Below are 25,185 nucleotides of genomic sequence, written 5' to 3' on the forward strand. Positions count from 1 at the left end.
CACGTCGTAGGGGGAAGCGTGTCGAAGCCCGGTTCCAGGATGGCCGCCAGGATCGCCGTTCCGATGCTCGCCGCAGTCGTGGCCCTGCTCGTACCCACCGCCACGGTCCGGGCCCAGCCGGCCGCCCCGAGCGCGGTCGCCCGCATGCCGGTCGTCTTCGTCCACGGCTACAACGCGGACCCCGGCGTATGGGGCGGCCTGCGTGCGGACTTCAAGGCCGACGGGTACACCGACGCCGAGCTCTTCTCCTTCGGATACGACACGCACCGGTCCGTGAACGAGGTCCTGTCCGGCGAACTCGCCGCGTACGTCGAGGGCGTGAAGCGGCAGACCGGCGCGAGCCGCGTCGACCTCGTCTCCCACTCCTTCGGCAGCCTCGTCACCCGCTGGTACGTGAAGTTCGACGCCGCCGGCCAGGCATCGGTCGCCCACTGGGCCTCCCTCGCCGGCCCCAACCACGGCACGAGCACCGCATGGGCCTGCGCCCTGTGGGACCAGGCCTGCCGTGACATGACCCCCGGTTCGTACGTGCAGAAGGGGCTCGCGTCGGGCGACGAGACGCCCGGGACCGTGCGCTACGCCACCTGGTGGTCGAACTGCGACGAGGTCATCAACCCCGACAACAGCGTCCCGTTGACCGGCGCGACCAACAACGCCGCCGGCTGTCTCGCCCACAACGACCTCCTCGGCGACGACGCCGTCTCCGAGGGCGTCCGCTCGTTCCTCGGCTCCTAGCGCCTGGCCGGCGGACCCGGCATGGTCGGTGATCGAACCGTCGCGACCCCCGCAGCCCCCGCCCTCAGCCGACGTGGACGCGGGGGCGGCGGTCCCGGTCCGGTTCCGCTTCGCGCAGGACCTCGCGGGTGACGGGGGCGACCTCGCCCTGGCCGAGGAGGAAGAAGCGGAGGAAGTTGGCGAAGGGGTTGCCCTCGGTCCATTCGAAGTAGATGTGGGGGCGGGCGCCGGTGGTGTCGCGGGCGTGGAGGAGGAGGGCCGCGAGGGCGTTGGGGACGGAGGAGGACTCCACGGTGAGGACGCGGTAGCGGTCGTGGAGGACTTCGCCGCGGATGGTCAGGCCGGCCTCGAACTCGGAGGGGTCGGTGATGGTGACCTCGACGAAGACGAAGTCCTCGGTGGTGGGGAGGTCGTTGTCGGCGCGGATCTGTTCGATCTTGTCGCGGTACTCGGCGATGTCCCGGTTGTCGGGCTCGTTGGCGATGAAGCGGGGGGTGCGGCGGGAGATGTCCTGGATGAAGCGCTCGGCCATCTCGTCGAGCTCCACGTGGGTGACGCGCAGTTCGAAGGCGCGGCCGAGCCGGGAGAGGAGGGAGATGAGGATGATGCCGGCGATGAAGCAGGCGCCGATCTTCACGCCGTCGGGGCGCTCGATGACGTTCACGACGGTGGTGTAGAGGAACACGACGGAGATGACGCCGAAGCCGATGGTCCAGCCGCGCTGGCCGGCCTTGCGGGCGGCGATGGTGACGGCGATGGCGGCGGAGCAGATCAGGACGAGGACACCGGTGGCGTACGCGCCGCCCTGGGCGTCGACGTCCGCGTCGAAGATCCACGTCACCAGGAACGCGACGAGGGTGAAGACGATGACCATGGGGCGGACGGCGCGGGCCCAGTGGGGTGCCATGCCGTACTTGGGGAGGTAGCGCGGCATGAGGTTGAGCAGTCCGGCCATGGCGGAGGCGCCGGCGAACCAGAGGATCGCGATGGTGGAGACGTCGTAGACGGTGCCGAAGGTGTTCCCGAGGTACTCGTGGGCGAGGTAGGCGAGGGCGCGGCCGTTGGCCTTGCCGCCGGGCTCGAACTCCTCGTGCGGGATGAGGACGGTGGTGATGAAGCTGGTGCAGATCAGGAAGACGCTCATGATCAGCGCTGCCGTGGTGAGGAGCTTCTTGGTGTCGCGGATCCGGCCGGTCGGCTTCTCCTCGGTGTCGCCCGGGTCGCCCTTGACGTGGGGCATGACGGCGACGCCGGTCTCGAATCCGGACAGGCCGAGCGCGAGCTTGGGGAAGACGAGCAGGGCGACGCCGACCATGGCGAAGACGTTGCCGTGCTCGGCGGTCAGGGCGCTGGTCCAGTCGGTGACGACATGGCCCTCGGTGAGGACGTGCCAGAAGCCGGTGACCACGACGACCGCGTTCAGGGCGAGGTAGACGCCGACGAGGACGACGGCGACGCCGATGGCCTCCAGGAATCCCTTGAGGAAGACGGCGCCGAGCAGCGCGATCAGGATCATGGTGATGAGGACCTGCTTGTTGTGCAGGGCCTCTTCGAGGTGGGGGTTCTCGACGAGGTGGGTGGAGGCGTCGGCGGCCGACAGGGTGATCGTGATGAGGAAGTCGGTCGCGGCGAAGCCCAGCAGGGTCAGGACGAACAGCTTGCCCTTCCAGAAGGACAGCAGCCGCGACAGCATCGCGATCGAGCCCTCACCGCGCGGGCTCTCCTCCGCCACCCGTCGGTAGACGGGCAGTGCGCCGACCAGGGTGACGATCACCAGGACGATGGTGGCGACGGGGGAGAGCAGGCCGGCGGCCAGGGCCGCGATGCCGGGCTGGTAACCGAGGGTCGAGAAGTAGTCGACACCGGTCAGGCACATGACCCGCCACCAGCGCTGCCCCTTGTGCCCGGCGTCCGGCGCCGACTCCACGGGCCGGGAGGGTTTCCCCTTCCCCATGTCGGAGAGCCCCTCCAGCATCCACGCGCGCAATCGTCCGGTGCGCGCGTCCTTGGTGGGGGTCATGGGGGTGCTCCTGAGCTGCTGCTGGATGAGGGGTCCGCCCATCGAGCGGACGGGCCGGGCCAGCGTAAGCAACACGAAAACGACTGATCAGGGCGGGCGCGTCAGGAAAGCGTCAAGATGCACCGGCCGGGTTAGTCCATCCCCGACGGCCGTCGGTCTGGTCGGGTCCCCACCGGCCGCTCGCACCCGTACGACGACGGGTCAGCGCAGGCCCGAGACCGTGAAGACCGAGCGGGCCGTGTCCCTGTCGACACGGCGGGCGAGCCGGCCGAGGTCGCGGGTCCCCTCCCGGAGGGTGCCGTTCGTGCGGGAGGTCCGTGCGTCGGCCTCAAGGAGCAGCCACAGGGACGGGTTGGCGAGAAGGACGCGGACGTCGATCTGGGCCCTGCCGCCGTCCGTGTCGGTGAGCACGAGGCGCTGTTCGATTCCGTCCGGCCGGCGGACGGCCGCGAGCCGGTCGGTGTACACGGTCCTCCGGCTCCACAGGCTCCGGACGGTCAGCCGGCCCGGTGACGCGGTGACCCTGGCGGGCAGCAGGATGACGAAGAGCGCGACGGACAGGGTGATCCACAGCAGCGCGCTCGGCAGGGTCAGCCCTTCGTCCCCGGCGTCCACGGTCAGCGACAGGATCAGCAGGAGGCCCGCGCAGCCGGCGGCGGCGCGGGCCTCGCCGGCCCACTCGCTGTCGTGGACGGTGCGGTCACCGGACTCCGGCTGCGGGACGAATCGTGGCTCCATGGAACGGACGCTAGAACCGGGGACGACTCCTCCCCGCCCGTCTTGACGGGGTACCTATGCGGCCTCGGCCAACCTTGACGCGTGGCTGACGGGTCCGGCGACGTGGTGGACGCACTCGCGGGTCAGACGGAAGCCGGCGGTCCAGGCGAGGAGGCGGCTCGGGCGGTTGTCGCGGGAGCAGCTCCAGCTCGCGCGGTGGCCGCGTGCCGCGATGTCGGCGGTCAGTCCGGCGACGCAGGCCAGGGCGAGGTGCTGACGGCGTCCGCCGGGCGCGGTCGCGCAGGCGACGTCCTCGTAGCGGCTGCCGAGGAACCGGGTGCAGGCGACGGCGATCACGCGGCCCCGGCGGCTGTCCATCGAACCCGCGGCCGGCACCCCGGGCAAGGCGAAACCGGCTTCTCTGACGCTTCCCTGACGGTGCTTCATCCCAGGCCAGGGGCGTGGCGGTTTCCGCTCCTCACACTCACCGGCCGCCTTCCTGCGGGGAGTCGAGGGGATCGCGGTCTACGGCGTCCTGACGAGCGCCGACTGCCCGGACGACAGCGGCGCAGAGGTGCTCTGCCCCACCGCCTCGGCGACACGGACGGCCAGGTCCTCCCACGGACGCGGAGCGACGACCGGCACCCCGGCCGCCCGCGCCTGCGTGGCGAGCCACCTGCCGTACAGCACGCTGACGCGGGCGCGATGGTGCTGCGGACCGGCCTCCGGCTCCCGGTGCAGGTAGTTGGCCGTCACCTGCGCCTCGTCGTCCTCGTGGAGGAAGACGGCACGGACGTCACCTCCGGGCGTCGCCGCTCCGGGCAGGACGTAGTCACCTTCCAGGATCACCGGGGTGTCGGTGCCCACGTGGTTGGCCACCACCGCCTCGATCGCCGGCGCCAGCGCCTCGGCGATCGCGATCTGCCGCTCGACCACCGACTCGGGCGCCTGACGGGCGGCATCCGGGTGAGTACGCCAGAAGTGGACCTCCGGCAGGTGCTCGGGCAGGGTCACCGCGAGGAGGGCCTCCACGATGTCGTCGACCTCCACGAGGGGGACGCCGTACCGCCGCGCCAACGCCCGGCCGACACCGGTCTTCCCCATCCCCGACGCGCCCCCGACGACGAGCACCCGCCAGTCGGGACGACCCCACACCTCATCCGTACCGTTCACGTGAGCAGCGTAACGGGGCTCGACCCCGAGGCCGGGCGACGTCAGGCGGGCCGCCCGGAGCGGTCATCAGAGTCCTCGATCCGCTTCGACGGGGCCGGAGCTACCAGGTGACGGGGCCGACGAGCTCGGTGACGGGCTGTCGGGCGGCCTTGGGGACGGCGAGCTGCCGGCGGGCCTGATGGACGGCGGTGAGCTGGTCCGTCGCGGGCGGCCCCCAGTCGAAGAGTTCCAGGGCCTGTTCCGGGGTGGCCAGGATCCGGAGGTAGGTGCGGTCGGTGGCCGGATCGACGGGCGGGGGACCGAGGCTCGTGAGGACGGCCGCGTAGCGGACGCGCGCGCACGGCTGCTCGGGGTCGGACAGGTACCCGAGGTAGGTGATCGACGCCAGCTGCGCGGCGGCCTCCTCGGCGGCCTCGCGGCGCAGGGTCGCGACGGGATCGCCGTGGTCGCCGGGTTCCGGCGTTCCGCCGGGCAGGCACGCGGCGCCGGTGTCGGGGTCGAGGAGGAGCAGGATCCGTCCGTCGGGCGCGAACGCCCAGACCCACGACTGCCGGATCGGCGTCTCGGCGCCCGGTACGGGGGCGAGGTGGAAGGGGTAGTGGTGGGGGAGGCGCGGCGTGCGCAGGACCCCGGCCCGGTCGAGAACGGTGGGGGACAGCGGATACCCGTCTTCCAGGAGCACCGCGCCGGCTCCGTTGAGGCGGGCCCTCAGCGCAGCCAGGGCGCGGCGGGCGTCGCGGGGAAAGAGACAGTCGGGCAGGCGGGCGGGCTCGACGAATTCGATCGAGGTGATCTCGCGCTCGGGGAGCCGGATGGCGGCGATCTGCTTCTCGTCCCACGTGCCGCCGTTGAAGACGTGCAAGAGCTCCCCGGGGTAGCGCATCTCCGGAGGAGCGTTCACCGCACCGGGGGAGACGTAGTCGACGGCGAGGCCGCGATCGATGACAGCGGTGACGCCGAGTTCCTCCTGGAGCTCGCGGACGGCGCCGGACGCGGGGGACTCTCCCTTGTCCACGCCTCCCCCCGGCAGGAGGCAGGTGCCGTCGAGGTAGTCGACGTGCTGGACCAGGACCTCCCCCGTCCGGTTGGTGATCAGCACGGAGGTGCCGGCCCACAGGGCGGAGGAGGCCCGGTGGGCCCCGTACTCCTCGTCCGTCATCTTCGAGCCGGGCGCTTCGTCGGGTTCGGTCGTCGTGGTCATCTCTCTCCGATCGGAACTTCTGCGGGTTGGGGCAGGCGGGCGAGGAGGACGTGCGGGCCATCCGCGCCGCGATGGGGGCCCAGATCGCCCGCCACTTGAACGGGGGCGTGGTCCGGCGTCATGACGACGCCCCGGAAAGGTCAGGACGATGCGGGAGTGCTGCTTGTCGATGACGTGCCGGGCGGCCGGCTGCTCGGTGCGCAGGGTGGCCGGCCGGACGGTGAGCACGGGACCGGGGCCAGGCCGGATGTCGCGGTCCCAGGCGCGTACGGCGCCGGCCACGGTGTCCGCGACGGCCTTGGCGTCGGCGCCGAACCCCTGCGCGCCGAACTCCCACAGCGCCCGGCCGGTGGTGTCGTCGTGCCCGATGCGGCGGACGGTCATGCAGCCCAGGGACCCGCCCGACACCATGGCCGCGGCGTCCTGGTTCCTAGGCAGCAGGACCGGACCCTCCTCACGGTCGCCCGTCAGGCGGCAGAACCCCGGAAGAGCGACGGTCAGCCAGAGCTGCAGCGTCTCGTACGACTCGTCCCCGGCCACGGTGACGCCCGTCCACAGCTCCACCGCATCGCCCGCGAGGGCGCGCTCCAAGGCATCGACCGGGGCGGGTGGGGTGTCCTCCCAGCGGATCCCGTATCCGCTCTCCCCGATGGGGACGGGCGAGTCGTCCCAGCGTCCGATGCCTTGCATCGGTACGAACCCGCACGGGCTCACGTGCGTCGAGGTCAGGAGCGTGCCCTGCTTCTCGAAGGCCACGCACCGGGTGTAGCCGCCGAGCCGCAAGGGGACCACGAGCCGGCCGCCGTCGGCGAGCTGCGCCGTCCAAGCTGGGGGGAGTTCCTTCGAGGCGACCGTGACCAGGATCGTGTCGAACCCGCCCGCCGGGACCAGGTGTTCAGGAGCGCCGTGCACGCCGTCACCGAGCACCACCCGGACGCGGTCCGCGTACCCGGTCTCCTGGAGGAAGCGGACCGTGCGCCGGTGGACGTACGGGTCGTACTCGACACAGGTCACGGTGCCTGTGGCGCCGACGAGCTCGGCCATGAGGGCCGCGTTGTAGCCGCCGCCCCCGATCTCCAGGCCGTGGCCGCCCTCGCGCAGACGGCCGTGGTCGAGCATGAGGGCCTGCATCTCGGGCTGGGACACGGAACTCGACGACTGGCCGCCGTCGGTGATCACGGTCGCGACGGCCATGTTGGCGTAGGCACGGTCCAGGGGCTGCTCGGGGAGGAACGCCTGGCGCGGCACGGCCTGGAACGCGGCGCGCAGTTCCGGCGTACGCGCCCAGCCGGCCCGGGTCAGATCCTCGGCGAGCCGCAACCGAAGACGCACCGCCGCCGTGGGCTCCCCGAAGCGCAGCCGGCCACCGTCGGCCGGGGCGGGCCGCGGAGTGAAATGCGCGGGAGGGAGATCGGGCAGCAGGCCGGGCCACGCCGTGTTCAGAGCCTGAGCGGAGGCGGTGAACAGCGGCTGTGGGAGGGAGCGGAGGGCGCCCGGGGGGTGCCACTCCCAACGGGCCGTCGACTCGGGTTCAAGTGCCAGCGGTTCGCCGTCGTACTCCGTGAGCCGGGCGACCTCCGTGACCCGTGTCATGCCATGGGTGTCGTCACACAGAGTCCCCAGCAACACCACCCGCTCCGCAGCAGCGCGCAGACCGGTCTCCTCGGCCAGCTCGCGGACCGCGGTCGCTTCGAACGCCTCCCCCGGCTCGACCTTCCCGGCCGGAAGCTCCCAGCACTTCCTCGACGGGTTCCACCCCAGGAGCACCCGGCCGTGCGGGTTCGTCACGACGACCGCGACACCGGCCATCGCCGCAGCCTTCGGCCGCAGCTTCTCCCGATACGCGGCCGACCGGACGCCGGGCCCGCGCAGCAGCACGACAGTGCAGTCCTCCGCCTCGACACGTTCCGCGTGCTCCCAGCCGTCGGTGAGCAGGGTGATCTCGGCGTCGTCCAGGCAGATGCCCCGGAGACTCTCCGGGAACCGGTCGGCGTGCGGGGTGATCACGCACAGGGTCCCCTCGGGCCGCAGCAGGCCGGCGAGCTCGGCGACGATCCTCGTACGGTCGCCCAGGTGCGCCAGCGACCGACGGATGGTGATCAGATCGAAGCCGTCGGCGGGCGCGAGCGCGCCGAGGTCGCATGAGGTCACGTCCACGCAGTGGTACGCGACAGGGGACCCCGTCTCGGCGGCTGCGCGGTCGACGGCGCCCTGGGCGTAGTCGACGGCGTCGACCGCGTAACCCAGGTCGGCGAGCAGCCTGGCCAGCTCGCCCGTTCCGCAGCAGACATCCAATGCTCGTGGCTCTTCCCGGCCGAGAGGCGGGACGAGCCGCTCGCGCACGATGACCGTCTCGGCGTCGGACAGCGGGTTGATGCCCCGGCCCGACGCGTAATGGTCGCTCCAGCTCTGTGCGGTGGACGTCGTGCTCATGGTGCGGTCTCCTCGGCCGGCCGGATCTTCGTCATCCGCATCAGGGCCGGATCACCGGCGAAGCCGAACTCCTCGTACAGCGGTGTGGCGTCGGCGCTCGCGTGCAGCTCGAAGAGCGTCACCTCCTCGCTCTCCAAGTGCTCCAGCAGCGCCGCCAGAACGGCCCGGGCGTGCCCACGGCGTCGGTGGGCGGGTTCGGTGGCCACGGCGTGGATCCGTCCTGCCAGCCCCTTGGGGTACTTCGGGGCCGGCAGAACGGGATGGATGAGGCCGAGCGCGCAGGCGGCGAGACCGCCGGACGGCGCGTCGAGGACGTAGGCGCGGGCGTCGCCCCCGGGCTGGAGCCGCAGGGCGAGGTGATCGCGGCAGATGACGAGCCACTGCTCGTCGAGCGGCTCCGACAGGATGAGATCCGAGCGCAGCCGGACGATCTCGGCGGCATCTTCGGGCGTGGCCGGCCGCGGCGCGGACACCGCCACGGGCAGCCCGCCTGTGCTGTACGTCGTCATCGCGAGGAACCTCCGTCAGAAGCCGAGAAACGTCCGTCAGGAGCTGCGGGGCCTCCGTCAGGAGCCGTCGGGAAAGGCAGGATGGTGGTGGTGGCGGTGTGTCGGCGCGCGAGGGTGCGGCGTCCGCGTTCGACGAGTTCCGGGTCGCCGGCCGCGGTCCCGAAGGCGATTCCGGACACCGCGTCCAGGACCGCCCCCGCGACCAGATGCGCCTCCTCGATCTCCGTGAGGCGACGGCCGTAGCCTTCGAGGAACGCCTCGAAGAGGTCCTCCCGTCCGTCGAAGGCGTCGAGGATCCGGACGAAGTCCCGTACTGCGGGCCGGGATTCACTGCGCTCGAAGTCGATGACCCGCAGGGTGCCGTCCTCGGCGAGGAGAAGATTGCGCAGCTGGAAGTCGCCGTGGGTCGCCACCGGCTCGACCGGAGGCAGCAGCCTGGCGTGCTCCGCGACCTGCCGGATGTACTCCTCGTCTCCGGGTGCGAGATGGGGCCGGGCGGCCTCCAGGTGACGTTCGAGCCTGGTGTACGGGTCGACGGGTGGAGCCTCGGGGTCGAGTGGGGGCGGAGGGCCGGCATGGATGCGCGCGGCGAGCTCGCCGATCGCCCGGAACGTGTGCCGCTCCTGACCCGGCGACAGTACGGCCCCGTGCAGTGATCGGCCCTCGACCGCGGTCAGTACGACCGTCCGCAGCCGCGCGTCCGCGGCGACCAGCCGGGGCCCGGCGCCCTCCAGCCGAGGCACCCAGCTGCGCAGGGCCGCGGTCTCCCGGGCGTGGAACTTGGCGTTCTGGTGGACCTTCACGAACCACAGACCGCCGGCGGCGCCGCGAACGCGCCACACCTGGCTGTTCGCCCGTGCCCAGGACACGTCGGTCCACTCGGCGATCCGGCCGACGGCCCGCTCGGCGAACTCCTCCACCGCCGGCCCGGGCAGCGGCCCGCCGGAACCCGCCGCGCGGACGAGACGGAGCCTGTCCGCCTTCGGGACGTACGCGATCGGATCGCCGGGCTCCTGGAAGTGGACGGCCATCCGGGCGCCGGCGAGGTACGCGTCGAGGCCGGCCCGGCAGTACGCGACCATCGGCTCCGGCAGCGCGTCGAAGGGGAACCATCCCATCGCGTCGCACACCTCGGGCTCCATGATCTTCGGCGTGCCGCTCCACCGTCGCACCTCGAAGAAGAACCCGACACGGGCGCTGCCGCCGGGGCCGCGGTGATGCACCGTGACAGCCGCGTGGACGTCGTCCGGGTCGACGCGAACGCCGGTCTCCTCCCGGGTCTCGCGGACGAGGGCGACGACGACGTCCTCGTACGGTCCGTCGAGGTGACCGGAGGGCAGGTGCCAGCAGCCGGCCGCGTAGACCGCGCCCGCTCTGCGGGAGAGCAGCACCTCGGGTCCGGTTGCCCCTTCGCGGACGGCGATGAGGTGCACGTCGATCGGTTCGGTGTGCCGCGTGGTGCCGCTCATGCGCCGCCTCCCGGGCGACGGGCGAGGACGGTGTCCCGGCGGTCGTGCCAGGCGAGCGAGTCGGCGATGCCCTGCTCGGTGGTCAGGGTCGGCCTCCAGCCGAGGAGCTCGGCGGCGAGGGAGATGTCGGGGTAGGCGCCGGCGTTGTCCCCGGGGCGCCGGCCCAGGAGCTCGGTGGGCATCGGCTTGCCGGTGACGGCCTCGAACGCCCTGATCAGCTCGAGCACGGTGGTTCCCGTGCCGGAGCCGAGGTTGACGACGCGGTACGCGCTGCCGCCGTCCCCAGAGGTGATGGTGTCGAAGCGGTGCAGCGCGGCGAGGTGCGCGCCGGCGAGGTCCCAGACGTGGACGTAGTCGCGGATGCCGGTGCCGTCGCGGGTCTCCCAGTCGGTGCCGGTGATCGGGTACGGCTGGTTCGCGTGGTACTTGTCGATCATCACGCCGAGCGCGTGAGTGGGTCCGAAGACCTGGAGACCCGTGCGGAGTCGGGGGTCGGCGCCGACCGGGTTGAAGTACCTCAGCGAGACGGCCCGCAGCTCAGTGCCTCCGGTCACGTCCTCCAGGGCCTGCTCGAAGTGCGCCTTCGTCCGCGCGTACGGACTCATCGGATCCAGCGGGGCCTGCTCGGTGATGCCCAGCCCCGGCGCGTAGATGGCGGCCGACGATGAGAACAGGAACCGATGACAGCCGTTGCGGAGCAGGTGGCCGAGGAGCGCGAGCCCGGCGGCGACGTTCTCGCTGTAGTAGTACAACGGCGCGGAGACGGATTCGGGGACGACGATCTTCGCGGCGCAGCCGACGGTCGCGTCGATGTCGGGGTGCTCGACGAAGATCCGGTCGATCAGCGCGCCGTCGTCGATGCGCCCCCGGTACCAGTTCCGGCCGGTGACGAACTCGTCCCGGCCGGTGGACAGATCGTCGAGGATCACGACGTCGATGCCCTCGTCCAGGCACCGCGAGGCGATCGTCGAGCCGATGAATCCGGCGCCGCCGGTGATCAGAACCTTCATGGGAGTCTCCCTGGTGCGAATCGAATCGGTACCGCTGTCCGGTACCAAGGGGGGCGTGACGGCCGAGTAGGCCGATCGGCGACGTCAGAGGCTCATGTCACGGCGCCCCCGGTCTCCGAGGCGGCTGCCCGGGGACGGGGGCGAGCGGAGGAAGAAGCCAGGTGAGGGCGGAAGGTCCGGCTCCGGACGCAACGACCTGCGGGCCGCCACCGGCCGGAAGGTCTACTCGGTAGGTGTCAGGGCGACCGGCTCGCTTCCAGCGGTCGTGGAGGGCTTCGAGTTCGGCCCAGATGTCCCGCGGGCCGTGCACCCGCACGGTGCCGTCGCCGGAGCCGGCCACCGCCCAGGAGTCGTCCTCGGGGGCGACGACGGTCATCGTCTCGGCCTGGAAGTCCCGCACCACGTTCGGGACGAGGTACGCCGCGGCCAGCCAGAACCCGTAGGCGTCGTCCGGCGGTGGCCCGAGGAGGGTCCGCCGGGTGGTGCCGGGGTCGGCCTCGACGCGGGCGCGGTGGTCCAGGGCGCTCAGCCACGTGAAGCCGTGGACGGGCCGGTACCCGCGGGCCCTGCCCCGCAGGGTCGCCTCGATCCGGCCCCTCGGAGTGCGGATGACGAGGAGCTGCCCGGGCCAGCTCGGCGTCCTGGTCGCCAACGTCGTCAACAGCCGCCCACCCGGCGCGAGCTGCTCCACCCACGCCGGTGGGACGCTGGGCACGCCGATGCCGGAGTGCATCCGGTCGTACGGACCTCCGGCCGCGTGTCCGTGCAGCGCATCGCCTTCGACGACGGTCGCGCCGAGGCCGAGCCGGTCGAGGTGACGTCGGGCGAAGACGGCCATGTGCGGATCGCGCTCCACGCCGGCGGCGAGGCCGGGGCCGGTGATGGCGGCGGCGAGCGCGAGGGAGACGCCCGGACCGGGCCCGAGGTCGAGAAATCGCTGCCCTGGGGCGAGTCGCAGGACCTGCAAGGCCTCCAGGGTGGCGGGAGTGAAGGTGGACATGGAAGTCATGTGGCCGCCCGTCACCGGGCCCCGGCCGAGGGCGTCGAGGGGCTCACCGTCGCGCTGCAGCAGGATCGACTCGTCGCTGTGGATGAGGTCGAGCCACTCCGCCCGGTCCTCCGGGTGGGATCCGTCGAGCAGACGCCAGTCGATCGGGTCCGCGCCCGGACCGCTCACCCGGACGTATGCGTGGGGGAGGAGCACCTCACGGGCCACGTGGAGGAGGGCGTCGCGTAGCCGCGGGTCGGTCAGGGCGCCGTCGGACGCGAGACGCTCGACCATGGCGGCACGCCGATCGCCCGTAGCGGCGTCGAGCTCAGTGGACACGATGCTCCTCCTTCGCGGATGAGGGACAGGCCGACGCGTGCACGGGGATGGCGTTCAGCCGACGCGCTGGTGAGGCCGACGGCACGCCGGCCGGGACACCTGCCCTGGCGTGGCGTCCGGTTCCGGCACGGCGGCCACTCGCAACGCCGGCACACCGAGCTCGCTGTCGGCCGGATCCGTCACAGCTCGCCCCCTTCCGGCGGACGGCGGGCCAGCGTGTGCACGAGGCGTCCGAGCTGACGGTATGGGTCACGGGAGGAGGCTGCCCACTCCATTTCCCACGCGTGCGCGTATGCGGCGGGGTCCGGGTCCCAGTCGTCGCGGTGGTCGTGGAAGATCCGGACACCCTGCCAGTCCAGCGGCGTGAGGCCGTGCTCGGCCGCGAGCCGGTCGAGGGACTCGGCCGTGTCCCCTCGTGTGTCCAGGCCGAGGTTGCCGACGCTCGTGCCGGAGCCGTGCTCGATGAGGCGGCGGGCCGTCGGGTAGTCGCCGCGCAGGGCTTCGCGGAAGCCGATCGCGGCCCGGTTCTTGGTCAGGATGCTCAGGACCCCGCCTGGTGCGACCAGCCCGGCCAGGAGCGCGACCGAGCCCGGCGTGTCGTCCAGGTACATCAGCACGCCGTGGCAGCACACCGCGTCGAACCGGTCCCCGTCGAAGAAGAGATCCTCGATGCCTGCTTCAAGGAGCCGGACCCGCGCGGCGAGTTCGGGCCGGGCAGCCAGACGGCGTGCCGCCGCGCCGAGCATCTCCGCGGACGGGTCGGTCGCGGTCACGTCGTGTCCGGCTGCGGCGATCCGCAGCGTCATCTCACCGTCGCCGCAGCCGACGTCCAGCACCCGCACCGGCCCGGCGGGAAGTTCCGCCAGCAGGCGGTGGGCGACGAGGTCATGGCGCAGCCGACCCCGGGCACTGCGGGAGTGGGCGGCGTAGGCCGCGCCGACGGCGGCGAAGTCGGTCAACGTGCCCACCCCAACTCCAAATAGGCTTGCCCGGCTTGAATGCCTTCGATCGCGACGCGGGTGTAGGGGACGATCGGCTCGGGCAGGTCCTCGGCCCTCCACCACCGCCAGCCGACGCACTTGTCCGGCTCACGCACCTCCGGTACGCCCTCCCAGCGGCCGGCCCGGAAGAAGAGACCGATCCGGGGCCGGCCCTGAGGCCGGTCCACCATGTGCACGGTGTGCACGAGCTCGAGGTCGGCGCGGTCGATCACAGCCACGCCGCACGTGACATGGCCGGGGAGGGTGGAGCGGCTTGTCGGGTCACCAGCGGAGTCCAGCGCGGCCGTCAGCGGGGCCAGGGCGTCGTGCTCGCCGGGGTGCCGGTCGAGGTAGGCGGTGACCAGGGAACGGATCTGGGCGGGGGAAGGCGGCATGTCAGGACCTCACGAAGCTCAGGAGACCGGCGGTCGGAGGGCGTGCGGCGGCGGAGGCGGCGTGGAATTCCGCTGCTCGGTCGTCATAGGGGTCGAGGTCAAGGGCGGGTCCTCCTGAACAGTCGTCCGGCGCGGTCGTGAAGTTCAACGACCGCGCCGAGATATCGAACTGGTGTGTTTCGGTCGCTGTCGGATCGCCGAGATTCGGCGCGTGTCGGAGCGTGGGCCATGCATGGACCCGTCTCCCGCAACAGGTCCGAGGCAAGGTCCAGTTGGCCGAAACGCCGACGTCTGGCGTGCTCGCCGGGTTCCGCTGATCGAGCGGCTCCGCGCAAGGGATCCGACAAGACGCCGTCAGTATCTGCCGTTGCCCCGCAAGAGACCCGTCAAGGTGCTCGTGAGCAGGTCGCGCTCCGGGTTTCCTCGCAGCAGGACACCCGTCGGGAATCATCGGAGAGTGAGTCGCTCGTGAGCGTGGAGAACGTGGTCGGACTGATCGTCGCCGTCTGCATCGTCGGTTATCTCGTCGCCGCACTGATCCGCCCGGAGAGGTTCTGAACCACTCGCGCACCGTCGGATCCCGCCGCCCCTGAGGCCCTCGGACCACGGCGTCGCCGAAACCCCAGCCGCAGGTGGGCGTGGTCGTGGACGGACGTCCGGGCCGGACGGTCTCCTGCGACATGCTGAAATGGTCGCAGCCCATCAGAAAGGCCACCCCGTGCAGTTCGTCCTCGATCCGCCCCGCGGCGTGGCTCCCGTCCGGCTGGGCATGACGCTGGACGAAGCGGTCGCCGCGGTCTCGGCATGGGGTGCGCCGAGGGTGTACCCGGCGGACGCGGTGCGCGACTTCGACCTCGTCTCCGCCGAGTATGACGGCATCGGCTTCCAGGTCGCCCTCGGGCGCGACCACCGGGTCGACGCCATCACCCTCTGGGGTCCGGACGAGGACGAGGACCCCGACGTCCAGGTCCTGCTGGACGGCCTCGACGTCTTCCGTGTTCCGGCCGACGAGATCCTCGCCCACGCGGCTCGCAAGGGCTGGCAGGTCAACAGCGACGACGCGCGGGCCCCGTACGTCCCCGGCGTCACCCTGGCCTTCACTCGCGACACCTCCCAGGAGGTGCCGAGGGACGAGAACGGCCTGCCGGTCCACTTCACTTCCGTGCTCGTGGCCGACGAGAAGTACCGGGAGGAGCGACACGGCTGACCTCGGTGGCTTCGGGCGCGAGGTTGTGGAGCCGGTCCGGTTCTTCGACCCTTCGAGGCCGCTGAGGCGACCGCTCAAACGGCGTCCGGCAGGGCCCTGAGATTCCCGGTCACCGGAAGGCGTGATGCAAAATCGAGACAAATCACCCTCCGCGCCGTTGACTTGACATACTTTTCGTCTCCCCTGAATCCCTGACCGGCGTCCGTCCCTCTCGTACGCGTCCGGATCAGGTTGTCGTGCCCGGCGGGCACATCGTGGGAGGGAATCCAACGTCATGCGTGTGCGAGGAAGACCATCGGCGCAGGTCGGGGGCGCGTGGGTCCGTGCGGGAGCGTTGCCGCACATAGCCCTGGCGGTCGCAGGGGTGCTGGCCGTCGAGGCCGCTCTGGTCGTCGGCACGACCGGCCAGGCCGTGGCCGTGACACCGCGGCAGCAGGTGCCGGCCGCGGCCGGCGAGTCGCCCTATCCGACCGAGGCGGCCGATCTGGCGTCCGCGACGGTCGCCGCCCGTCTGTCGGGCAAGCGCGTGGAGGCGCTGTCGGAGCGGACGGAGTCGACGACGACCTGGGCGAATCCGGACGGCACGGTGACGACGGATGCCGCGTCGGGACCGGTCCGCTTCCGCGACAAGGGCACGGGCGCGTGGCGCAGTGTGGACGTCAACCTGACGAAGGCCGTGGACGGTTCCGTCGTCGCGAAGGGGCACCCGCTCGGGCTGAGGCTGGGCGGTCGTACGCCTGCCGCGCAGGCCGCGCGGGTGCGGGCGTCGGGCGCCGCCGGTGACGCGGGGACGACGCCGGTGCCGCTGGTGTCGCTGGAGGCCGGCGGCGGCCGGGCGGTGGACCTGTCGTGGCGCGGTGTCCTGCCGGAGCCGACGCTGTCGGGGACGACGGCGCGGTACGCGAACGCTCTGACCGCGACGGACCTGATCGTCGAGTCGACGCGTACGGGCTTCGAGCAGTTCCTGGAACTGAAGGACCGCTCGGCGGTCGCGGCGAACGGCTCGGTCGCACTCACCCTGAACGCCCGGGGCGTCAAGGTCCGGGCGAACAAGGACCGTTCGGTGACCTTCCTCGACCGCAAGTCCGGCAAGCAGGTCGGCGTCCTGCCGGCGCCGGTCATGTGGGACGCGTACGTCGACCCGAAATCCGGTGAGCACACCCGGCGCGCCGACGTGGGCCTGAAGGTCACGCAGCGCGGGGACACGGTCGATCTGACGCTGACGCCGGACGCCGCGTTCCTGGCCGATCCGGCCAGGACGTTCCCGGTGACGGTCGATCCGTCGGTGAACATCGGCGCGAGCTTCGACACGTTCGTGCAGCAGGGCTACACGACGGACATGTCGACGTCGACGGAGCTCAAGCTCGGCAACAACGGCTCCGGGCAGATCGCGCGGTCCTTCCTGCACTTCCCGATGGCGCAGATCACGGGCAAGCAGATCCTGGGCGCGAAGCTGAACCTGTGGAACGGCCACTCCTGGTCCTGCACCCCCAGCAGCTGGGAGGTGTGGGACACCCCGCACGCCTCGACCGCCACCCGGTGGACCGCGCAGCCGAACTGGAACATCAAGTGGGCCACCTCGACCGCGACGAAGGGCTTCTCCTCCGCCTGCGCGGACGGCTGGGTGACGCAGGACATCAAGAACCTCGCCGTGGCCTGGGCAGGCAACGGCAACGGCAGCAACTCGATGGGCATCAAGGCCACCAACGAGTCCGACCCGTACTCGTGGAAGCGCTTCAACTCGGGCAACGCGGCCTCGAACACGCCGTACGTGTCGGTCACGTACAACACGCCCCCGGTCGCCGGGAACCCGATGACCGTCACCCCGGGCCGCGCCAACGCGGGCAAGAACTGGACGACGTCGGCCACGCCGATGCTGTCCTACACCGCCAGTGACGCAGAGAGCCCGTTCCTGCGCTCGATGTACGAGCTGTGGGAGGGGTCGACGAACCTCTTGGTGTACGACTCCGCCACCTATGACGGGGTCTCGAACAACACGATCTCGCACCCCGTTCCCGCGGGGAAGCTCGTCAACGGCCACACCTACTGGTTCAAGAGCCGCGTCAGCGACGGCAACGGCTGGTCTCCCTGGAGCCCGTCGATGACGTTCACCGTCGACACCACCAAGCCCGGGACCAGCGCCGTCTCCTCCGGTGCCTTCCCGGCCGACACCTGGTCCGGCACCCCGGACGCGAACGGCTCATTCTCCGGCTCCTTCACCTTCACCCCGCCCACCAGCGACGTGGCCTCGGTGGAGTACAAGCTGGACGGGGCCACGACCTGGCAGTCCGCGGCCACCACGGGCGCCGCGGTCACCAGGTCGCTCACCTTCCCCGCCGGCAAGCACACCGTCACCGCACGCACCGTGGACGCCGCCGGCAACGTCTCCGCCCTGAGCTCCCACGTTTTCTACGCGGGCTCCGGAGCGGCACTCCTCACTCCCGGCCAGGGCGAGCGTCCGGCCCGCCGGGTGGGCCTGTCCGCCGAGGGCCAGTCCACGTACACCGGTGTCACGTACCAGTACCGCCGTGGCGAGACGGACACCTGGAAGAACGTCCCGACCGCCGACGTACGCCAGGGCACGGACACGGTACCGGCGTGGCCGGTCGCCGTGGCGAACGGCAAGCCCGCCGGGCTGACGTGGGACATCACCGCCAGCCTCACCGAGGACGGTCCGATCGACGTGCGCGCCGCCTTCGTCGACGGCAGCACCACCGTGTACTCGCCGGCGAACGAGATCACCGTCGACCGCAACGCCGGCACCGCCCCCTCCGAGGACGCCGGGCCCGGCTCGGTCAACCTCCTGACCGGCGACTACACCGTGGCCGCCGGCGACGCGTCGCTGTTCGGCCTGTCCGTGTCGCGTGTCGCGTCCTCCCGCCGCCCCGACGCGGGTGCCCGGCAGGAGGGCCAGGCCGCGATCTTCGGTCCCCAGTGGACCTCCGGCACGGCCGCGGAGATCACCGGCTCGGACTGGTCCTACCTGAAGCAGACCTCGGCGACGTCGGTCGCGCTGGTCGACGCCGAGGGCGAGGAGCTCGGCTTCACCGCCACCACCGGTGGCGGCTGGAAGCCCGAGCCAGGTGCCGAGGACCTGACGCTCACCGGCTCCCTCACGGGTACGTTCACGCTGAAGGACAACGAGGGCACGCTCACCTCCTTCGCCAAGCCGGATGCCGCCACCACCTGGCAGGTCGCTTCCAGCGCCCTGGACGGTCTGGCGCAGAGCACGACCACGGTGGTCTCCGAAACCGTCACCGTGGGCGGGCGGAAGCTGGCCCGGCCGAAGCTCGTCCTCGCCCCCACCTCGGCGGCCTCGGCCGCGACGTGCATGGCGGCGCCGGCCACGAAGGGCTGCCGCGCGCTCGAGTTCACCTACGCCACGGCCACCACCGGGACCGACACCGCCTTCGGCGACTTCGCCGGCCAGGTGAAGGAGATCCGCGGCTGGTCCACCGAGCCCGGCGCGGCGAACGCCACGTACAAGGCCCTCCAGGTCTTCCGATACGACGGCGCGGGCCGACTGCGGGAGACGTGGGACCCGAAGATCACCCCGTCGCTCAAGACGCAGTACGCCTACGACGGCGCGGGGCGGGTCACCCAGCTGACGACGCCCGGCGAGCTGCCGTGGTCCTTCACCTACGGCAAGGCGGGCAACGCCGCCACCGCCGGTGACGGAATGCTCCTGAAGGTCAGCCGTTCCGGCCTGCAGCAGGGCACCAAGGACGTCGAGTCCGGCACCGCGTCGACGAGCATCGTCTACGACGTGCCGCTGACCGGCGGCGACGCACCGTACAAGCTGGGCGCCTCGGACGTGCAGGCCTGGGGCCAGACCAACGCCCCGACCGACGCGACCGCCGTCTTCCCTCCGGACGCGGTCCCCGCCGGGCATGACGGTGCCGCCCTGTCCGCCGCGGACTACCGCCGTGCGTGGATCACCTACACCGACGCCTCCGGGCGTCAGGTCAACGCGGCGACGCCCGGTGGGAACATCACGACCACCGAGTACGACCACCACGGCAACACCGTTCGTCAGCTGACCGCCGGCAACCGCGCCCTCGCCCTCGGCGGGACGGCGGCCGACCAGACCTCCCTGACCGATCTCGGCATCATCGGCCTGTCCACCCAGGACCGCGCCGATCTGCTCTCCACGAAGACCACCTTCGACTCCCGGGGGATTCGCGAGGAGGGCCGACTCGGCCCGCTGCAGCGCATCACCCTGACCACCACGGGCGAGTCCGCCGTGGCCCGCACCTGGGCGGTCAACGAGTACGACGCCGGACGGCCCACGGACGGCAGCGCGAAGGTGGAGCACCAGGTCACCAAGATCACCGTCGGTGCACAGGTCATCGGTGGCACCACGCTCACCGACGCGAGGGCGGTGCAGACCGTCTACGACTGGGCCAAGGGCCGACCGGTCAAGACGGTCAAGGACCCGGCCGGTCTCGCCGTCACCGAGAGCACGGAGTACGACAGCCAGGGCCAGGTGACCAAGCAGCTGACGCCCGGTGCCACCGGGACGGACGCCGCGACCCGGGTGACCACCTACTGGTCGGCGATCGGTACTGGTGCCTGCGCGGGCCGGCCGGAGTGGGCCGGCAAGCTCTGCTCCGTCGGCGCGGCCGGCGCGATCACCGGCGGCGGATCCCAGCCGACCGGCCTGTCGACCAGCACCACCGAGTACGGCTGGTGGGGCAACCCGACCAAGGTCACCGAGACCGCGAACGGCGTCACCCGCACCATGACGACCACCTACGACGACGCGGGCCGGCCCACCAAGTCCGTCATGACCGGCGGGCTCGGCCAGGCGGTTCCCGAGTCCACGACCGAGTACGACCCGGCCACGGGCGCGGCCGTGACGATGACCAGCCCGACCGGCGGCACGATCGTGAAGGAGTTCGACCGGCTCGGCCGGCAGATCTCCTACACCGACGCGGACGGCGGCCGGACCCGGACCGAGTACGACCTGCTGGACCGCCCGGTCAGGACCAGCGACTCGGTGCCGTCCACGGTGACCTACACCTACGACAGCACCGCCGAACCCCGTGGCCTCGTCACGAAGTCCACGGACTCGGTCGCCGGCTCGTTCGAGGCCCGCTACAACGCCGACGGCGCCGTCGCCTCGGAGAAGCTCCCCGGCGGCTACACCCTCACCATCGGAGAGGACACCACGGGCTCCACCGCGTCCCGCGTCTACACCCGTGACAGCGACGGCCAGGTGGTGTACTCCGACGTGGTCGAGGAATCGGCCCACGGCCAGGTCACCGCACATGCCGGCTGGTCCGCCCAGAAGTACGCCTACGACGCCACCGGCCGTCTGACCGGTGTCGCCGACACGGTCGGCGACACCTGCACCCGGCGGACCTACGGCTTCGACAAGCGCACCAACCGCACCTCCGTGACCACCGCGGCAGGCGCCGCCGGTGCCGCCTGCCCGACCACCGGCGGAACCACCACCACCCACACCTACGACAGCGCCGACCGGCTCGTCGACACCGGTTACGTCTACGACGCCTTCGGCCGCACCACCGCCCGGCCCGGCAGCCAGATCGGCTACTACGCCAACGACCTGGTCCACCAGCAGACCAGCGGCACCCGGCGGCAGACCTGGCAGCTCGACTCCCACCAGCGCCTGCGCTCCTGGACCGTCGAAGAGAACACCGACGGCACCTGGGGTCAGACCGCGTCCAAGATCAACCACTATGGTGCCGACGGCGACAGCCCCCGCTGGATCACCGAGGACACCACCGACGGCACCGTCAGCCGTAACGTCGAATCCGCCGCCGGCGGCTTCGCGGCCATCACCGGAGCCACCGGCGGCACCGTCCTCCAGCTGACCGCCATCCACGGAGACGTCGCCCTCCAGCTCCCGCTGGACACCGCCGACGCCCCCCTGGTCCTGGACAGCGACGAGTACGGTAACGCCCGCACGGGTCAGCCCGCCGTCCGCTACGGCTGGCTCGGCGGCCATCAGCGCTCCAGCGAGACGGTCGGCGACCTGACCCTGATGGGTGTGCGTCTCTACGACCCCACCACCGGACGGTTCCTGTCCAAGGACCTCATGTACGGGGGCAACGCCCACGCGTACGACTACTGCTTCGGCGAACCGGTCAACTGCACGGACCTGACCGGTATGTGGTCGTACAGCACCTGGAAGAGCTGGTTCTCCGTGTACCGGCACGTGTGGCTCTACCTCAACAGGAACGAGACCAGGCGGCTGAGCAACGGAGCGGTGGCCGCCGCCGGCTTCTTCTCCGCGATCATGCCGTACGTCAGGGGGTGGGTGAGGGTCGCGTTCGAGGCCTTCCGGGCCTACGCCTTCTATCTGTTCTACGTCGCCCGCTCGGCGATGGCGAAGAGGAACACCTGCGTCAAAATCTTCGTCTACGTCGTCACCGTGCCGTTCCTGCATGCCACGGCACCCACCGCCTGGCACAGGAGGTGCTGACGGTGAGTCCGGCGGTTTCCGCGGTTCCCGCAGAGGCGGAGTGACGCCCGCTTCCGCATGAGGGCCACGCTCTGACGGTCCGCCGGTTCACTCCGGCGGGCCGTCACGAGCATGTGGTCCAGATGCGCGTACTCAGCCGCTCGCCGTGCCGAACCACTCGGCCAAGCAGCCGAGCAGTTCCCGCTGGTCGTCGCCGACCCATGCCACGTGGCCGTCCGGCCGCAGCAGCACGGCCGGTACGTCGAGTTCCTCGCCGGCGTCGACGACCAGGTCGACCCGGTCCGCCCAGCCGGTGACCGAGAGGCCGCCGGTCCGGTCGAGCAGGAGCCCTCGGCCGGTGTGTATCCGCTCGTAGAGGCGGCCGTGCGTCAATCGCACGTCGCGCAGGCGCCGGCCGAGCAGTTCGTGGCCCTCGCCGAAGTCGTAGCGGACCGCGATGGCGGTGATCTTCTCGATCAGGTACCGGTTCACCTCCTCGATGTCCATCAGCTCCGCGAGCAGACGGCGCACGGACTGGGGGCCCGGCTCGGTCGACATCAGCTGGATCTGCGCGCGGGTGTTGTCCAGCACGGCGGCACCGACCGGGTGCCGCTCGGCGTGGTAGCTGTCGAGCAGTCCCTTCGGGGCCCAGCCGTTCACCTCGGCGGCCAGTTTCCACCCGAGGTTGAAGGCGTCCTGGATCCCGAGGTTGAGCCCCTGCCCGCCGGTCGGCGGGTGGATGTGCGCCGCGTCGCCGGCGAGGAACACCCGGTCGACGCGGTAGCGCTCTGCCTGCCGGGTGGCGTCGCCGAAGCGGGACAGCCAGCGCGGCGAGTGCGCGCCGAAGTCGGTGCCGGCGATCGCTCGGAGCTGGTGCCTGAACTCCTCCAGGGTCGGCGTGGCGGTACGGTCCTCGGCCACGCCCTCGGCGGGCACGACGACGCGGTACACCCCGTCCCCGAGGGGCATCGTGCCGAAGCGCTGCTGGGTCTTGCGGACTTCCGCCATCACGGCGGCCAGTTCGTCCTGCGGTGTCGTCAGCTCCATCTCGCCCAGCAGCGTCTCGACCCTGGAGGGCTCACCGGGGAAGCCGACACCGAGCAGCTTGCGCACCGCACTGCGCCCGCCGTCACAGCCGACGACGAAGCGCGCACGGAGCTCGGCGCCGTCGGCCAGCGCGACGCTCACCCCCTGGTCGTCCTGGCTGAGGCCGACCACCTCGCAGCCGCGCCGGATCTCGGCACCGACCTCGGTGGCGTGCTCGGTCAGCAGCCGCTCGGTGACCTCCTGCGGGATCGCCAGGACATAGGAATGAGCGGTATCCATATCCTGCGGCCACGCCTTGCCGAGACCGGCGAAGAAACCACCGGCGGTGATTTGCCGGCCGAGCGACAGGAACCGCTCCAGCAGACCGCGCTGCTCCATGACCTCGATGCTGCGCACGTGCAGGCCCTGCGCGCGGGACTGCCGGGTCGGCTCCGCCTCCTTGTCCAGTACGAGCACCCGCACTCCGTGCAGCCGCAGCTCACCGGCCAGCATCAGGCCCGTCGGACCGCTTCCGACGACGATCACGTCGATCATGTGAATCACCTTTCCGTTCGACGCAGGACGAGGCAGAGGAAGCCGAAGCTGTCCCGGTATCCGTGCAGCCACTGTGAACGCTGGGCGGTGGCCGTCTCCCGCACCTGCGCACTCGCCGGATCGTCAGGATGGTCCAGAGCCCACGAGGCCAACGAGCCCCAACAGGCCCACTCGTAGGCGTCCAGCTCGGCGCGGGTGCTGACATGCCCGTGGACGGGGGTCCAGCCATCGGCGACGACGCGGTCCACCGTGGTCGCCAGGTCGTCGAGCTCACCGAACATCTCGACGGCCTCCGGTGACGGCGCGCGGTCCCAGAACGACTCGCCGATCAGGACGCGACCCCCGGGGGCCAGGTGCTCGCGGGCCGCCGCGAGGGTGGGGAGCAGACCGCCGAAGGCGTGCGTGGCGCCGACGCTGATCACCAGGTCGTACGGCTCCGGAGAGCCGAAGTCCGCGGCCTCCTGCCGGTGGAGGACCAGGCGCTCGCCGACTCCGAGCTCGCCCGCTGCCCGGCGGGCCTGCGCCAGGGCGACCTCGGAGACGTCGACGCCCTCGGCGCGCAGCTCAGGGCGCGGCGCCAGGGCGCGCAGCAGCCATTCCGCCGTACCGCATCCGAGGTCGAGCACGCGCTCGTCGCCCCGCGGGAGGCCGTGTGCGAGCAGCCGGTTCACCGAGTCGTCGTCGAGCGGGGACTTGATCGGGTGGTCGGCGTGCGCGATCGCGGAGATCCGCTCGCGGCTCATCGGCGCTTCTTGCCCCGTGTCGAGGAGCAGCTTCGCGGCCACCTCCGCCCCGTCGGTGCGGACCGTACCGGCGACGGCCTTCGCCCGTGCCTCCGTCTCGGGGGACAGGGCCGTCCTGAGCGCGGCCGACAGGGACGCGAAGGTCGGCGTCGGGCCGTCGTGTGCCGCGCCGATGCCCAGGTCGGCCACGCGGGCGGCCCAGTGCGGCTGGTCGACGAACTGGGGGACCACCACCTGGGGTGCGCCCGCCCGGGCGGCGTTGGTCGTGGTGCCCGCGCCGCCGTGGTGGACGACGGCGGCGACCCGGGGGAACAGGGCCTGGTGGTTGACGTCGCCGACGGCAAAGCAGTCGTCCGCGTCGTCGATCAGCCCCAGGTCCGCCCAGCCGCGGGAGACGAGCACGCGGCGGCCCTGCGCGCGGGCCGCCTCGACGGTGGTCCGGGCGATGTCGTCGTCCGCGCTCAACGGCATGCTGCCGAAGCCGACGTACACCGGTGGGGTGCCGGCGTCCAGGAACGCCTCCAGATCGGCGGGCAGGGGGCGTTCGTCGGGCAGGATCCACGCGCCGGTCTGTACGACGTCGAGGTCGGTGAGCTCCTGCCACGGGCCGAGGACCGGGTCCACCGCCAGCCACGGCCGTTCGGTGAGGACGTGGTCGCGGACGTTGTCCACCGGCGCGAGGCCGATCGCCTCGCGGTGGGCGTTGAGGGGCTGGAGGTACAGGGCGTCGACCTTCTGCGCGTCCAGGTCCCACAGGGCCTGGTGGTCGGTCATGTCGGCCGGAGCCTGCGGACCGGGCCGTGGGGACGGGAGGTAGTGCGCGGAAGGCATCTCGAACGGGTGGAAGCCCGCGTACACGTAACGGATGCCCAGCTTCTCCGCCACCGAGCGCGCGCCGGCCGGCATCAGACCGCTCGCGACGATGACGTCGCAGCCCTCGGCCGCCTTGCCGACCGTCTCGAAGTGCGCGGCGACCAGCTCGGCCGCGAAGCCGGCCGCGTCCGACGGCGGCGCCCCCGTCCGCAGCGCGCGCACGTCCCGCCCGAAGGGCACCAGTTCGGCGCCGACTCCGGCCAGCAGTTCCGCGAACTCCCGGTCCGGTGGCGCGCACACCCGTACCTGCGCGCCGAGGCTCCGCAGCCGCGCCGCCAGGCCCGCCAGCGGCACGATGTCGCCGCGCGATCCGTACGCCATCAACAGCACACGCATTCTGTGTTTCTCATCTCTGTGGGTGCCGGTCTCGGCCGGCGACGCAGCC

At 71.6% G+C, this 25,185-nt stretch carries 17 protein-coding genes and 1 pseudogene; 4 read left to right on the forward strand and 14 right to left on the reverse strand.

The window, feature by feature from the left end:
* Positions 1-18: 18 nt before the first annotated feature.
* Complete coding sequence (locus ASC82_RS06975) at positions 19-735, forward strand: triacylglycerol lipase (protein ID WP_242427583.1); 717 nt, start codon at positions 19-21, stop codon at positions 733-735.
* A 64-nt stretch (positions 736-799) separates the two neighbouring features.
* Here the strand turns inward: ASC82_RS06975 and ASC82_RS06980 are convergent, their stop codons facing one another.
* The 11 genes from ASC82_RS06980 to ASC82_RS07030 all read right to left on the reverse strand — a co-directional run bounded on the left by ASC82_RS06980 (position 800) and on the right by ASC82_RS07030 (position 13,969).
* Complete coding sequence (locus ASC82_RS06980) at positions 800-2,755, reverse strand: APC family permease (protein WP_056643059.1); 1,956 nt, start codon at positions 2,753-2,755, stop codon at positions 800-802.
* A gap of 201 nt (positions 2,756-2,956) precedes the next feature.
* Positions 2,957-3,493, reverse strand: a complete 537-nt coding sequence (locus ASC82_RS06985) for a hypothetical protein (protein WP_056643062.1) — start codon at positions 3,491-3,493, stop codon at positions 2,957-2,959.
* Between the two features lie 54 nt (positions 3,494-3,547).
* Positions 3,548-3,850 (reverse strand): GNAT family N-acetyltransferase, encoded by a 303-nt coding sequence (locus tag ASC82_RS06990; protein ID WP_347336073.1) that lies wholly within the window; start codon positions 3,848-3,850, stop codon positions 3,548-3,550.
* Positions 3,851-3,997: 147 nt separating this feature from the next.
* Positions 3,998-4,645, reverse strand: coding sequence for a hypothetical protein (locus ASC82_RS06995; RefSeq protein ID WP_242427584.1), 648 nt, complete (start codon positions 4,643-4,645; stop codon positions 3,998-4,000).
* Between the two features lie 100 nt (positions 4,646-4,745).
* On the reverse strand, positions 4,746-8,279 hold the full coding sequence (fxlM, locus tag ASC82_RS29310) for a methyltransferase, FxLD system (protein WP_079039103.1): 3,534 nt from the start codon (positions 8,277-8,279) through the stop codon (positions 4,746-4,748).
* Positions 8,276-8,788 (reverse strand): GNAT family N-acetyltransferase, encoded by a 513-nt coding sequence (locus tag ASC82_RS07005; protein ID WP_056643065.1) that lies wholly within the window; start codon positions 8,786-8,788, stop codon positions 8,276-8,278. Before ASC82_RS07005 ends, fxlM begins: the two co-directional genes overlap by 4 nt.
* Positions 8,785-10,257, reverse strand: coding sequence for a phosphotransferase (locus ASC82_RS07010; protein WP_079039104.1), 1,473 nt, complete (start codon positions 10,255-10,257; stop codon positions 8,785-8,787). The genes ASC82_RS07005 and ASC82_RS07010 overlap by 4 nt, the downstream gene beginning before the upstream one ends.
* The gene (galE, locus tag ASC82_RS07015; RefSeq protein WP_056643067.1) at positions 10,254-11,267 is read right to left on the reverse strand and encodes a UDP-glucose 4-epimerase GalE; all 1,014 of its coding nucleotides are present in this window, start codon (positions 11,265-11,267) and stop codon (positions 10,254-10,256) included. The genes ASC82_RS07010 and galE overlap by 4 nt, the downstream gene beginning before the upstream one ends.
* Positions 11,268-11,364: 97 nt before the next feature.
* Positions 11,365-12,594: a methyltransferase gene (locus ASC82_RS07020; RefSeq protein WP_242427585.1), complete on the reverse strand. Its 1,230-nt coding sequence runs from the start codon at positions 12,592-12,594 to the stop codon at positions 11,365-11,367.
* A gap of 179 nt (positions 12,595-12,773) precedes the next feature.
* On the reverse strand, positions 12,774-13,562 hold the full coding sequence (locus ASC82_RS07025; protein ID WP_242427586.1) for a methyltransferase domain-containing protein: 789 nt from the start codon (positions 13,560-13,562) through the stop codon (positions 12,774-12,776).
* Positions 13,550-13,969 (reverse strand): hypothetical protein, encoded by a 420-nt coding sequence (locus ASC82_RS07030; protein WP_242427587.1) that lies wholly within the window; start codon positions 13,967-13,969, stop codon positions 13,550-13,552. Before ASC82_RS07030 ends, ASC82_RS07025 begins: the two co-directional genes overlap by 13 nt.
* A gap of 468 nt (positions 13,970-14,437) precedes the next feature.
* Between ASC82_RS07030 and kdpF the strand changes: the two genes are divergently transcribed.
* The 3 genes from kdpF (at position 14,438) to ASC82_RS07045 (ending at position 21,624) form a co-directional block, all read left to right on the forward strand.
* Positions 14,438-14,527, forward strand: coding sequence for a K(+)-transporting ATPase subunit F (kdpF, locus tag ASC82_RS29905; protein WP_056643073.1), 90 nt, complete (start codon positions 14,438-14,440; stop codon positions 14,525-14,527).
* 130 nt (positions 14,528-14,657) lie between these two features.
* On the forward strand, positions 14,658-15,176 hold the full coding sequence (locus ASC82_RS07040) for a hypothetical protein (protein WP_157863447.1): 519 nt from the start codon (positions 14,658-14,660) through the stop codon (positions 15,174-15,176).
* A gap of 334 nt (positions 15,177-15,510) precedes the next feature.
* A complete protein-coding gene (locus tag ASC82_RS07045) occupies positions 15,511-21,624 on the forward strand; it encodes a DNRLRE domain-containing protein (RefSeq protein WP_242427588.1) in 6,114 nt (2,037 codons plus the stop codon).
* Positions 21,625-21,756: 132 nt separating this feature from the next.
* Here ASC82_RS07045 and rox read toward each other — a convergent pair whose 3' ends face one another.
* The 3 genes and pseudogenes from rox to ASC82_RS30570 form a co-directional block, all read right to left on the reverse strand.
* Positions 21,757-23,184 (reverse strand): rifampin monooxygenase, encoded by a 1,428-nt coding sequence (rox, locus tag ASC82_RS07050; RefSeq protein ID WP_056643081.1) that lies wholly within the window; start codon positions 23,182-23,184, stop codon positions 21,757-21,759.
* 5 nt (positions 23,185-23,189) lie between these two features.
* Complete coding sequence (locus ASC82_RS30565; RefSeq protein ID WP_199862490.1) at positions 23,190-23,927, reverse strand: class I SAM-dependent methyltransferase; 738 nt, start codon at positions 23,925-23,927, stop codon at positions 23,190-23,192.
* 9 nt (positions 23,928-23,936) lie between these two features.
* Positions 23,937-25,136, reverse strand: a pseudogene (locus ASC82_RS30570) (glycosyltransferase); the annotation flags it as partial.
* Between the last annotated feature and the right edge of the window lie 49 nt (positions 25,137-25,185).

The sequence above is a fragment of the Streptomyces sp. Root431 genome (assembly GCF_001426585.1).
Lineage (GTDB): Bacteria > Actinomycetota > Actinomycetes > Streptomycetales > Streptomycetaceae > Streptomyces > Streptomyces stackebrandtii.

Bases quoted from the DNA above. Each gene is read 5' to 3' on its own strand.
- ASC82_RS06980 (WP_056643059.1), bottom strand. From the start codon at position 2,755: ATGACCCCCACCAAGGACGCGCGCACCGGACGATTGCGCGCGTGGATG.
- ASC82_RS06985 (WP_056643062.1), bottom strand. From the start codon at position 3,493: ATGGAGCCACGATTCGTCCCGCAGCCGGAGTCCGGTGACCGCACCGTC.
- ASC82_RS06990 (WP_347336073.1), bottom strand. From the start codon at position 3,850: ATGGACAGCCGCCGGGGCCGCGTGATCGCCGTCGCCTGCACCCGGTTC.
- fxlM (WP_079039103.1), bottom strand. From the start codon at position 8,279: ATGAGCACGACGTCCACCGCACAGAGCTGGAGCGACCATTACGCGTCG.
- ASC82_RS07005 (WP_056643065.1), bottom strand. From the start codon at position 8,788: ATGACGACGTACAGCACAGGCGGGCTGCCCGTGGCGGTGTCCGCGCCG.
- ASC82_RS07010 (WP_079039104.1), bottom strand. From the start codon at position 10,257: ATGAGCGGCACCACGCGGCACACCGAACCGATCGACGTGCACCTCATC.
- galE (WP_056643067.1), bottom strand. From the start codon at position 11,267: ATGAAGGTTCTGATCACCGGCGGCGCCGGATTCATCGGCTCGACGATC.
- ASC82_RS07030 (WP_242427587.1), bottom strand. From the start codon at position 13,969: ATGCCGCCTTCCCCCGCCCAGATCCGTTCCCTGGTCACCGCCTACCTC.
- ASC82_RS07040 (WP_157863447.1), top strand. From the start codon at position 14,658: ATGGTCGCAGCCCATCAGAAAGGCCACCCCGTGCAGTTCGTCCTCGAT.
- rox (WP_056643081.1), bottom strand. From the start codon at position 23,184: ATGATCGACGTGATCGTCGTCGGAAGCGGTCCGACGGGCCTGATGCTG.
- ASC82_RS30565 (WP_199862490.1), bottom strand. From the start codon at position 23,927: ATGAGCCGCGAGCGGATCTCCGCGATCGCGCACGCCGACCACCCGATC.